The sequence below is a fragment of the Vibrio sp. 10N.222.49.A3 genome (assembly GCF_041475145.1).
GTDB classification, from domain to species: Bacteria; Pseudomonadota; Gammaproteobacteria; order Enterobacterales; family Vibrionaceae; genus Vibrio; species Vibrio tasmaniensis_A.
On record NZ_JBFRVM010000005.1, the window covers coordinates 1 to 12,399 of the forward strand.

Sequence of the window (12,399 nt, forward strand, 5' to 3'; positions counted from 1 at the left end):
AAACGATCGGCATTATACCGATTCGGTAGGGCTTTTTATTGGTCGCAATTTAAGATACTAGGGGTTTAGTCACAGTAAAAAACTTGCTGAACCACCATTCGATGAACCATTACACGGGCTGCTTTTGAATGCGTGATTTACGCGCACTGAATGCAAACAACAAAATTACGGCCAAAACGAATGGTAAAACGTAAACGTTAAGGTTTTGCCAACCTACTGTTGACTCCAACCAACCAGACAGTAGCGCCGTGACAGTTACGCAACCAAACACAACAAATTCATTGAACGCTTGTGCCTTGGCTTTATTTTGAGCTTGATACGACTGGCTAAATAAGCCTGTTGCAGCGATGAACATAAAGTTCCAACCCACACCAAGCACAACCAAAGCCGCTCTAAAGTGCCAAATTGACACGCCATGGATATTGATGGCAATACTCACCACAAATAACACGCCACCTGCAAGGATCATCATTCTTGAACCAAACTTCTCGATGAGGGAACCCGTAAAGAATGCAGGCACAAACATACCCAATACGTGCCACTCAATCACACCAGCAGCTTTAGTAAAATCGAATCCGCAACCAATCATCGCCAATGGTGTTGCCGTCATCAAAATGTTCATCACGGCGTAAGCAACCATGGCCGCAAACACAGCGCCAATAAAGTTCGGTGCTTTAACGATTACGCCTAAAGGATCGGCTTTGGGAGCCTGACTATTAAAAGAGACTTTAGGAAACTGAATGGTTTGTAAAATGAGTAACGCAAGAATATTCAACCCAATCAAAGAAGCAAAAGCACCAATGTACAAGCCATCTGCTGACCATTGTTGAGACATAATCGCCAAGTTTGGCCCGAGTACCGCCGCCAACACGCCACCAGCCATCGATATAGATATCGCTCGATGACGGGCATTTTCATCACACACCTCGATTGCAGCAAAGCGATAAAGCGTGCCAAAACCTATGCCTATCCCAAGTAAGAACGTGGCGAAACAAAACAGATAGAAATTTTGCTGAGACAGTGCGTAAGTGGCAAGGCTCGCCCCTGTAATGCCAACCACATTACCAATGCTAAATCCTCGCTTTCTCCCTAACTTGCCTGAAATTAGAGACGCAGGAATAGTGGCTGCCATTAAACCCAAAAATTGCAGCGCAACAGGCAAAGTAATCATGCTGACACTGGGCGCAATCTGCTTGCCGATCAAGCCAATCACCGAGATCAGTAATATGTTACCCGTCATCAGCAAGGCCTGACACAGTGAGAGCAGCCAAACATTTCTATTCATCTTCGTTCCTAAATATGAGCACAGTTGGTCAATAGACCAAATAATCAACAAAGTCGCAACACTTTGTTACTCATAGCAACTCTACAAAGCGGCCAATAGGCCAATATCAATAGTTACCACCATATGACTTTGATTAGCGTTACTTAAGACGCTAGAGTTGAAATTATCATTACTTAAGATAATAATAATTTTCTGTTATTTATAGGCTTTAGCATTTAAAGGTGAGTATGATTAATCCACTTTGGCTCAATACATTTAAGACTCTGGTTGAAGTTGGTCATTTCACCCAAACTGCAGAAAAGCTGTATATGACACAGCCTGGCGTTAGCCAACACATCAAAAAGCTTGAGCAAGCTTGTAACTGTGACTTGTTATCGAGAGAAAATAAGAGTTTCGAACTGACCGAACAAGGTCGGATTATGTATCGCTACGCTCTTAAACTGGAAAAAGACCAAGAAGATTTATTCGAATCTCTGAGTTTCGACAATCCTTATTCTGGGCAATGTCATCTATCCTGTTCGGGTTCACTCTCTTTGCGTCTGTATCCCAAGCTTCTTGAACTGCAGCAGCAACATCAAGACCTGAGCATCAACCTAGAAGCGGCACCGAACAAAAAGATATTGAACGACCTAATCCAAGGCACCACCGATATTGGAATCGTCAGACATTCACCCAATGACAGCTATTATCAGAGCCAAGTTATTGGTAATGAGGCGCTGTGCTTAATCGTCCATCATAGTCTTGCTAACTTAGAGATTACCCCTGAAGCTCTGCACAATATCGGCCTCATAGCCCATCCAGACTCTGCTCATTACCTGTCTTTGTATTTTGACCTATGCGGAGATAAAGATTTAGCGAACATCAACATCAATGAGATCCCGAAGTCTGGCTACATTAATCAACTCCACCAAATTCTATTACCCGTATCAAAAGGGCTTGGGTTCACCGTGTTACCCGCAGGGGCTGTCGAAAACTTTCCAGACAAAGAGAAGTTGCATGTTGTGCCACCTAAAGTGAAGGTTGAAGAAACACTGTATTTGGTTCAGAAAAGAAATCGAAAACTGCCGCACAGATACAACACCCTTATCGATCTAATCAAACAACACGTCAGTAATTAATCCGAGACACAGAAAGAAGTAAAGCCTTTAGCTAGTTCGTTATTTCGCAGCAAGAGCTAAAGGCTTTAATGTTGGAGTGATGTTCAAAAGACAGCTACTCAGAAGCACTCAGAACCTCTTTGGCTCGTTCAAAGTCGTAATTATCTAACGCACTTTGGACATCTTTAAGAACTGCTGAATATGGATACTGTGCCAGTAATTCAGTCACGTATTGGGTCGCATCGTTATCATAAGCATCCAACAGCGAATACAACTTAGCACGCTGCTCTTGAGTGATATTAGGCGAATTCGATGCATCAGCGCTTCTCACCTCAGTTTCTTGAGTACATGCCGTTTCAACACCTTGAGCACCAGAGCCATCAAAGCTGCTCTCTACCGTTTTGATCAATTCGATTAACCCAAGCTCAGCTTGTTTAAGATCCTGCTCATCACACGCCTTGTTATGCGCTTTGCTTTCAAGACCACCGAGTTGTTCAGCCAATTGCAACCCGCCAATAGAAGCCGCCATGCTTTTTAACGTATGTAGGTTCCGCTCTAACGTCACCCATTCATCTTGCACTAGGTTGTCGAAGGTATCCGACATAATGTCAGGCGCCCCTTGGCAGAATCTACCAAGCATCTTCTCTTGAAGTTTCACATCATGATGAGTCAGCTGACCGAACCTTGGCAATGAGAAAACAGGGAGAACCATCAGAGTATCAGAGCTTAATGTCGAACTGTTAGAGCTGCTATCTTGCACCCTAACTAAAGGCGACTCTGATGACGCTTTACCTTCAACCAGAACCTCTGGCACGATGTATTTCGTAATCAAAGAGGTGGCTTTATCGATGATAATTGGCTTATCCAAGAAGTCCGTGACTCCAGCCTCTCGCGCTCGCTGTTTGGCATCAGCAAACACATTGGCCGACATCGCAATAATTGGTACATCTTTATCAAACTCACGAATCAAACGTGTAGATTCGAAACCATCCATGATCGGCATTTGCAGATCCATAAAGATCATCTCGTATTCGTTGCTTTGAGCTAACTCCAGTGCCTCTTTTCCATTCTCTGCCAAGTCGGCATTCAGATTAGAGCGGGTGAAGAATGCCAAGGCTAAGTCTTGATTTAACTCATTATCTTCAACGAGCAATACCTTTTGACCTTTGAACTCTATCTGGTAATCCAGTTGCAGCTCTTGGGCTTTAAACTCTGCCAATTCTTCAACACTTGATCTTGGCAATGTTAGAACAAACGAAAACTCGCTGCCTTGCCCGAAAACACTCCCAACACTAATTTGGCCACCCATTGCACGAACCAATTTCTGACTAATATTGAGTCCTAACCCTGTGCCACCGAATCGGCGCGTGGTTGTACTATCGGCTTGGCTAAATGCTTCAAAGAGCTTGTGTAGATTCTCATCAGAAATTCCTATGCCAGTATCGGCCACCATCACCTTCATAGTCAGACTGTTATCATCTGATTCAACAAGGGCTACAGTTAACGAGACACTGCCAGTTTCCGTAAACTTAATCGCATTACCAACAAGGTTAAGTATTACTTGGAACAGCCTTAATGGGTCACCAATCAACGGAGTGTTTAACTCTGGATCTATCGACATAGACAAGTTAAGTTGCTTCTCATTCGCTTTGGGTTCCATCAACTCAATGACATCTTGGAATGTCGTCACGGGATCAAATGGGATGCTATCAATGACAAGCTGTCCCGCCTCTATCTTAGAGAAGTCGAGGATGTCATTAATGATGCTTAACAGTGAATGCCCCGAACGGTGCACTTTCTCGATGTAATTTCGAGCGACCGGATTAGATATTTCGCCAATCGCCAGATAAGACAAACCAATAATAGCGTTCATTGGCGTTCTAATTTCATGGCTCATATTGGCTAAGAATTCCGATTTAGCTTGGCTCGCCAAATCGGCCCTCTGTTTCTCTTCTTCTAATTGCTCATTAAGGCGCTTCATTTCTGAAATATCGAATGCCCAAAATAGCGTGGCTATCTCGCCATCTAGCTCAAACAAATAATAGCTGACGAGCGCAACGAAACGGGTTCCATCAGGTTTTCTAAGCACCAACTCCCGGTTTACTACCTTGCCATTGAGCATTAGCTCCTTATGTACATCATCCCGAACGGATAAAGAGTCATGAATAGAATCTACATCGATAGAATCAAGATCAAGACCTTCAACCCCAAACAGCCGTTTCGCAGTATCGTTGGCATAACGAACTTTCTCTTCAAACACAACACTCGCGGCGATAGGAGAGCTGTTAAGCATATTATAGAGCTGCTCCTGAGCCTTCTTAAGCGCCTCTGTTGCATCATTGGCAATGCTTATTTGTTTCGAGAGTTTTCGATTCCAGAAAACGATAAGTAAAACGATCACCAAAGCAAAACCTGAAATGGTATAAACCAATTCATAGTCAACTCTTTCTATCGCTTTTGGCGCTGCCCACTTCGCCGATATCTTTTGACGTTCTTCAGCAGAAATGCTCTCAATCGCCTTATTCACAATGGAATAAAGCAAAGGTTCAGACTTAATGACGTGTAAGGTGGGTGAAAGGAAAAAATCAAGTCGTCCGATAATTCCGACCTCACGATGACCAAATGAATCAATGAGGTAGTTTAGGACTTCGACAGTATCGATCATGCCATCTAGGGTTTCATCATCCAGTCGGTTAAGCCCATCTTCAGTGGATTCTACTTTCACCCATTCAATATTCGGGTATTTCCCGACAATCGCATCGGTATTTGCTGCGTTCTTCAAGATACCGATTTTCCATCCTTCAGCTTCCTCAAGCACCAAGCTACTTATGTCTCGTCTCGATGCAATAGCTAAACGGCTTGAAAACAGGCTCTTGACTGCTTTGACGTTGTCTCCTAACGAACGGTTCTCTTGTGCTGCGGAGACCAGTTCTACTTCATGATGATCAACCAAGCTTCGGGTCTCAGACCAACTTGCAACGTCTACATGGTTGATACTTAACCCTGTTTTCTGCTCAATGAGCGTTAGGTAATCGTCAATCATACCGATGTATTCACCGGCATTGGATACCGCCTCATAAGGCAACGAATTTGGATCGATACCTATCCGAACATCCGGATTGTCTTTGATCCACTTCCTCTCTTTTTGGCTTAAATTTAAGATCTCTCCAGTCAAATTACTCGCTTGATAAACATCCGCAATATAGCGTTTCGCCGCATCTCCGAATGAACTAAATTGTTCGACTGATGGAAAATAAACATGGTTCCGCTCTAACGACTGAACATCAAAGTAGAAAGTCATCGAACCAGAATTGGTGCTCCCTCCTTTGGTTCGATAATTTGCCACCTTGGTGACTGATGAAAAGTGAGAGGTGTTTTTCTTCTCTCCATATTCATCAACTAGGTTACCGATGTACCAAGATTTGATTGGACGATTACTATTATCCGCCTGTGCAGTGATCACCTGAAATGAACTGTCCGTATCGAAAATTTCAAAAACTTCGGTTAACTCTTCAAAGCGGTCATTGACGATAAAATACGCGGATATTTGCGCTATGATATTCGCCTTTTTAAGCACTTGGCTTAGATCATTCTGAACCTGCATCTCGATAATTTGGCTTAAACCGTCATCGGCCTGTTTAAGGTTGTTAATCGCGGCATTGAAGCTGTCTCTGATTTCCTCACTCTTAAAATCAACATAGATCGGATACTCAACTTTATACTCGTCATGTAACGTTAGCTCTGCCATTTCAATAAAACGAGTATTGGTGATAAACCACTCCAGAACCCTTCGTTCAACCATTAACAGGTCAACATTTTGAGCCCTCAATTGTGAGAATGCCGATTCAAGACCTTCGTAATCTTCGACACGACCAATGTCTAACTTACCCTTCAGTACTTCAACAGAATTTTTAATTGGTGAGGTCTCGTCGAACAATAACGCCCCTAGTGATAGGTCGTTCTGAGATTCAAGTTTGAGCTTGCGGCGAGTCAGTGAAACAGGAACAAACTCAACATTAAGAACTTTATCACTTAGGAAATGAGCATTAGGATCATCAAACTGAACGCCAGAAACAAAGGCAATAGAATTATTGTTGTCGATGGCCTTTCTAGCGGCACTAGGAGGGAGAGTGACAACGTCACCCAGCTTATACCCCATATCATTAAGAGCACGTTGAATAATGTCGTGTTCTAGCCCGACCGCGGTGCTGTCTGGATACATATACGGAGGATTACCAAAGCCAAATACGCCTTTTAGTGGAACTCGATAGGGAGAAGTATCTAGCCACTTTGATAAAATCTGGTTCTTATTTGCAACGTCAAAAGTTTCAATTTGTTTGTTGATTAGCGTCAGTAGCTCTGGTTCGTCATTTCGAATCACCATCGACGCTTCTAACTTTTTCCAATGCTCCAAAACATAGTTGACCGCTAGATCATGAACGCCAATCTTTTTCGCAAGATCCATAGTGGTGATAGGTTCACCGACCATGCCTTCGACATCACCAGACCCTAACGCACGCACCGCATCAATAACATTCTCAAAATCGACTCTTTCGATAGAGCTCAACCTCACTCCTGCACGCTCCAAGTCTATGTTTTCATTAACCATAGCTATGCGGCGTTTATTATTTTGATCTAGGTTTCCATCGAGTTTGTTGTCGATAGGGACTATCACAGCCACCTGATAAGGAATATAGGGATCACTTGCAAGAAAACGTCCACCTTCACTTGGGTCGAACTGTTGGAATGGGAACACGTCACCTCGCCCGTCGACTAACGCGGCTTTAGCCTCGACACGCGAGTTAACTGTGACAAACCGAACATGAACACCAAAACGCTGTTCAAGATCTAATGTCCAATCTTTGATGATCCCTGAGACCTTTCCTTCTTCATCGATAAATGAGTATGGGTAATGGTCGGTAAGGGTAACAAAGGTAATCGTTGGTTGGTTTTCTAACCACTGATTTAACGTTGCATCGCTCACTTCGCCGGCGTTTGCACTGCGAATGACTAGTGACCACACAAATAAGCCAATGATAAGAGATAATACAAAACGATTTAGTGACAACATCAAGCCATCACTCATCGCTAAACTTCTCTTTAATCGCAAGAATCTCGGGCAACTTAAGAAAGAACAGATCAACGATAGTTGGATCAAAATGTTTGCCTTTCTGTTCTTCAAACAAGCTCAGTGCCTCATCGACACTCCAAGCCTTCTTATAAGGACGCTCTGCTGTCAGGGCATCAAACACATCAGCCACCGCAGCGATTCTTCCTACCAAAGGAATTTCTTCACCCGCGATCTGGTTTGGGTAACCGCTGCCATCCCATTTCTCATGATGATATTGCGCCACCTGAATCGCCATACGCATCAGTTTGGAATCACTCTGCCTACCAAGAATTTCAACACCGTACTCGACGTGTTTCTGCATAGTATTCCACTCACCGGCATCCAACTTACCAGGCTTTAGCAGCACACTATCGGGAATGCCAATCTTGCCAATATCATGCATTGGTGCTGCATCACGCAACGTCTCGGCATCTTCGTCAGTCATTCCCAAGGCTTTAGCTAGCACTTCACAGTAGTGACTCATACGCTTAACGTGCATGCCTGTTTCATTGTCTTTAAATTCAGCAGCTCTACCCAGTATGTTCAGTGTTTCTAGCTTACCGAGATTGATCTCTTGAGTTTTCTCTTTTACCTGACTAAACAACGCGCGTTGTTGGTCATAAAGTGCGATATGCGTTTTCACACGCTGGAGTGCAATAGCAGGGGTTATCGGTTTGGTTAGGTAATCTACAGCCCCCAAGGAGAGCCCTTTTACTTCGGCTTCAGGTCCAATTTTGGCAGTAACGAAGATAATGGGGATATGCGCGGTGTTGGGCTGTTCTTTGAGCTGTCGGCAAACTTCATAACCATCAATATCTGGCATCATGATATCGAGAAGAATGAGGTCTGGCTGAGGCACCATCTTGGCTATCTTGATGCCAATGGTACCGTTAATTGCTACTTTGACTTGATAGGTATCTTTAAGTATTGCAGTCAACACATCCAAATTGCTTGGGGTGTCATCTACGACTAACACTATGGGTTTACGACTCATTGATACCTCGTATAAAAATCAAACAGTTATAAATATAGTGTAGAACGATTTTTAGAGGTTAATCAGAAAAAATAGCAATTGTTTATTGAAAATGAAGAGTAGATCTTCGAGTGACATCAAACCAACGTTTGTCGAAGTATGACCAGTCAAAAATTCGGCATCCACCCTTTGAATGTGAACCAGATAAAAACCATCAATTAGTTTCAACAAACACTCGCTTAAAATCAACCGACAATCAACTGAGGACGAATTAGATCATAAACGAAACTTTGTTCATTAAAGTGATTAAAGACTTGATTAACGACACCACCAGTGAGAGAGAGAATTAAAAGTTAATACAAAATACAAAGTGAGTTATACACTGGTAACGTATTGAAAATATGTAAAAAGGTGAATTTTAGCCCTAAAATGAATTATTGAAGACTTTAGGGCTTTTATGGAGGGAGCATGCTTAAGAGTTAAAACAGATCAGCATTGTACGTAGAGTGATCTTTTAGTTATGCTTTTTTGCCCTCTGTAACACCCTAACCATTCGGCCTAGAAGCTGGAAACGACCTTCAAACTCCTTGCCAATAAAAAATGGTTCATATGCTGTGTTATCACTAGTGATACGATATCCACCGCTAGCAAAGTCATACTGCACACGCTTCACCATCACTTCATCATCAATGCGGAGTACACATACACCGTCACGTGCCTGCTTCGGATCTTCGATTACTTCCACCAACATAAGATCTTCATCTAATAGGGTCGGCTCCATAGAGTCACCATAAACCTCCACAACGGTTAGATGCTTACCGTTCAAGCCTTGTTTAATTAACCACTCTCTAGAGAACTCAAATTTTGCAACGGGGTTCTCTGATACCACTAAACATCCCGCCCCTGCACTTGCCTTAAAGTCATATTGAATAACTTCTACACTATCTTTGCGCATAGGTGCCGCCGCAGGAAGGCTTTGCAAGCTACTTTCTCCATAGGCAAGCCAGTTAAGATCAACTCCTTCTAACTTGGCAATCGCAGCAATTACATCAAATGAAGGTGATGTCCCTTTTGTTAACCAGTTCCTTAAAGTATTAAAGGCTATTCCCCAGTCTGTCGCGGTTTGCCGAATACTTCTTCCTTTTAGCAACGTTTCTAAGCGTTCTTTCATCGTTTTTTTCTCATCTTTCAAAAAGAACGAATCTGACCCTTATTTGGTTCGCCGTTCCTTTTGGATTTCACCCTTTTAAAACAATGACTTATCAGGATTTGGCTCATTCGTTGTCTTTATTTTGAAAAGAACGCTTGAAATGAACCTTATTGTGATCAAGAATTAAGTCACTAACTTACTTTATGAACCACATTTTGCACTGTACGCACTAGGTTAGTTCATGAATTGATATAAATAGGATATCAAATATGCCTGAAACAAGCACTGTATTTGAAAAAAATGCATTTGATATGGCTCGTGAGGACATCGTTGCTGCTCTTCATAAAAAAGGGTTAACACTACGAGCTTTATCCATTTTGAACGGATATAAACCGACAACACTAAACAATGCCCTCAATGGCCCATATGAAAAAGCTGAAAAAATCATTGCTAAAGCTTTAGATGTAGAGGTTAGAGATATCTGGCCTGAACGTGAAGCTAGACGTGAAAGAAAGCGAGATTTGAAAAAACGACTAGAGATGAAATGAGGTAGAAAATATGTGGTTGCTAGTAAAAGATTTAGTTGGCGCTCCATGCATGCCAAATACCTCCCAAAATGCTCGTTTAAAGCTGGATCGTCTGACTAAGTCCTCTCTAGACCGAAAACGTAAACGCAAAGGCTCAAAAGCATTTGAATATCATATCGACTGCTTGCCAGAAGAAACCCGTTTGCACTTATTGCGTGAAATCGCAAAGCAAAAGGCAGAGCAAGCTGAAGGTAGTCGTCATGTACGCCAAGCAGTTACTCCTACTTCCGACGAACTATGGCTTGAGTACGAAGAAGCGACCGATAGCAAGAAAGCGTCAACCAAGCAACGTTATGAGTTGTGTATGCGAGTTAAAGCGTACGTTGAATCTGGTATCAGCATGCGTAAATCAATGAAGCGCGTGGCGGAAGAGTCTGGAAGAACCTATTCCAAAATTGTGAGCTGGTTTTACAACATCCCAGGATTACAAACCAACAAGATCCCTGTGGAAGATTGGTTGCCAGCACTTCTCGATAGAATTGGCTCTCACGGTAAGCGTACCGCCCCTTTGTCACCGGAAGCTTGGTCTATGTTTCATGCCGATTATTTACGACCTGAGCAGCCCACCATCACCGAGTGTTATAACCGCATGGGCAAAGCCGCTAAACGTGAAGGTTGGAGTGTGCCTTGCCTCTCCACAATCCGTGAGCGCGTGAATACCGATATCCCCTATGAGCTTCAAGTGTATTGCCGAGGTGGCTTGTTTGCAGCCAAGCAAACATTAGTCCCTGCGCAGCGTCGCACACGAGTCGGTATGCATGCTATGCAGCGCGTATCGGGTGATGGTCATGAGTTTCGTATTCGTTGTCATATGGAAGATGGCACGGTGATTCGCCCTACCGTTTGGGTGTTCCAGGATGTTTATAGTTCGATGATTGTGGGTTACGCCATTGATATTACAGAGAACACCGAAATGCTAGGTATTGCTCTTTTCAATATGGTTTCAACGTTCAGCATTCCTGAAGTATTCGACCTTGACCGAGGCGCTGTAGCGCTAAGTGAAGCGATGACAGGCCGAACCTCACGCCCTAAAGCAACAGGCAAAGGCAAGTTAGAGCATAAGAAGTTTGATAACGCTGAGATTGAAGGCGCGATTACGGCTCTAGGCTCAATAGTGAACTGGACTCGCGTTGAAGATGACAACGTAGGACGTAAAGGTAACGCGCGAGCCAAACCTGTTGAGCGCCTGTTCCATTCTAAAGGTGGTATCGGTCAGTTTGAACGCCATCCAGCTTTTGCCGGAGCCTACGCAGGTGAATCCGCCACCAGCAAACCCGCGAATTACGGTGAAGCTACTGTACCTGTTGAGTTAGTGGTTGAGCTGTTTGCTGAGTGGGTGGCCGATTGGAATAGTCAGGAAGGCCGTCGTAGTGAAATGGCACGCGGCATTCACAGCTATAAGCAAGTGTTTGAGCAAAGTTACACCCAAATCCAAGTACGTAAACCCACCGCAACACAGTTGCGCTTGTGTCTGCACCGCACCCGAAAAAGCGTGAAGGTTCATGCTGGCGGTTTAGTTGAATTAAACGCAGGGCGTTACAGCAAGCATTTGTCGAATCGTTACCGCAGCCCGCTGTTGTTCGAATACATCGGTCAAAGTGTTCATCTTCGCTTCAACCCTTATGACTTAACAGGCTGTGTGTATGCCTACAGTGAGCGTGGAGAGTTCATCGGCGAGGTTCCGTTGTTTGCTGATGCGGCTTATGACGATTTAGGTGCGGCACGCCGTCAGAGCCTACACCAAAGTGAAGATATTAATCGAGCCGCGTGGTTAAAGGAGCAAATGGTCGGATTAACGAATGACGACCTTGCCCAGTTAACGCGCAGCAATGAAAAGCCAGAGCCATTAGGCGGCATGGTGCCGAGTATTACTGAAATGACGCCCGAACTACCAAGAGCCCCAGAGCAACATCAAATGAACCCAAGTGAATTTGAAGGCTTGCTCGAGAAGAAAGCGGTGGGCGCAGATTTTGAGCCCACGATGGATTTAGACGCATTAATGCAGCAATACGGGAAAGCAAAATGAACCACATTATTCAACAAGTCCTTGCCGTGAAAGTCAGCGAAAATCTCAGTAATCGTAAGATTGCCAAAGAGTCTGATATTGGCGAAGGCATTTTAAGTAAGTTACTTAATAACAAACCTTATACGGGCGACACCGAAACCCAGCTTCATAAGCTTGAAACCTGGTTGAATA

General features: G+C 43.6%; 7 protein-coding genes. 3 read left to right on the forward strand and 4 right to left on the reverse strand.

The annotated features are described in order from the left end of the window. Positions 1–109: 109 nt before the first annotated feature. Positions 110–1,285, reverse strand: a complete 1,176-nt coding sequence (locus AB4589_RS00490) for an MFS transporter (protein ID WP_135382028.1) — start codon at positions 1,283–1,285, stop codon at positions 110–112. 227 nt (positions 1,286–1,512) lie between these two features. On the opposite strand from AB4589_RS00490, the gene AB4589_RS00495 reads away from it, so the two are divergent. Next, positions 1,513–2,403, forward strand: a complete 891-nt coding sequence (locus AB4589_RS00495; RefSeq protein WP_372099086.1) for a LysR family transcriptional regulator — start codon at positions 1,513–1,515, stop codon at positions 2,401–2,403. Positions 2,404–2,497: 94 nt separating this feature from the next. On the opposite strand, the gene AB4589_RS00500 is transcribed toward AB4589_RS00495, so the two are convergent. The 3 genes from AB4589_RS00500 to AB4589_RS00510 all read right to left on the reverse strand — a co-directional run bounded on the left by AB4589_RS00500 (position 2,498) and on the right by AB4589_RS00510 (position 9,657). Then, positions 2,498–7,468 (reverse strand): ATP-binding protein, encoded by a 4,971-nt coding sequence (locus AB4589_RS00500; protein ID WP_372099087.1) that lies wholly within the window; start codon positions 7,466–7,468, stop codon positions 2,498–2,500. Next, positions 7,461–8,486 carry a two-component system response regulator gene (locus AB4589_RS00505; protein WP_135382031.1) on the reverse strand — a complete coding sequence of 342 codons (1,026 nt, stop codon included), beginning with the start codon at positions 8,484–8,486 and terminating at the stop codon, positions 7,461–7,463. The genes AB4589_RS00500 and AB4589_RS00505 overlap by 8 nt, the downstream gene beginning before the upstream one ends. A 493-nt stretch (positions 8,487–8,979) precedes the next feature. Beyond that, the gene (locus AB4589_RS00510; RefSeq protein WP_372099088.1) at positions 8,980–9,657 is read right to left on the reverse strand and encodes a S24 family peptidase; all 678 of its coding nucleotides are present in this window, start codon (positions 9,655–9,657) and stop codon (positions 8,980–8,982) included. Between the two features lie 227 nt (positions 9,658–9,884). Between AB4589_RS00510 and AB4589_RS00515 the strand changes: the two genes are divergently transcribed. Both AB4589_RS00515 and AB4589_RS00520 read left to right on the forward strand, forming a co-directional pair. Then, the gene (locus tag AB4589_RS00515) at positions 9,885–10,163 is read left to right on the forward strand and encodes a transcriptional regulator (RefSeq protein ID WP_372099089.1); all 279 of its coding nucleotides are present in this window, start codon (positions 9,885–9,887) and stop codon (positions 10,161–10,163) included. Positions 10,164–10,173: 10 nt separating this feature from the next. Beyond that, on the forward strand, positions 10,174–12,228 hold the full coding sequence (locus tag AB4589_RS00520) for a transposase domain-containing protein (protein ID WP_372099090.1): 2,055 nt from the start codon (positions 10,174–10,176) through the stop codon (positions 12,226–12,228). Positions 12,229–12,399 lie beyond the last annotated feature (171 nt).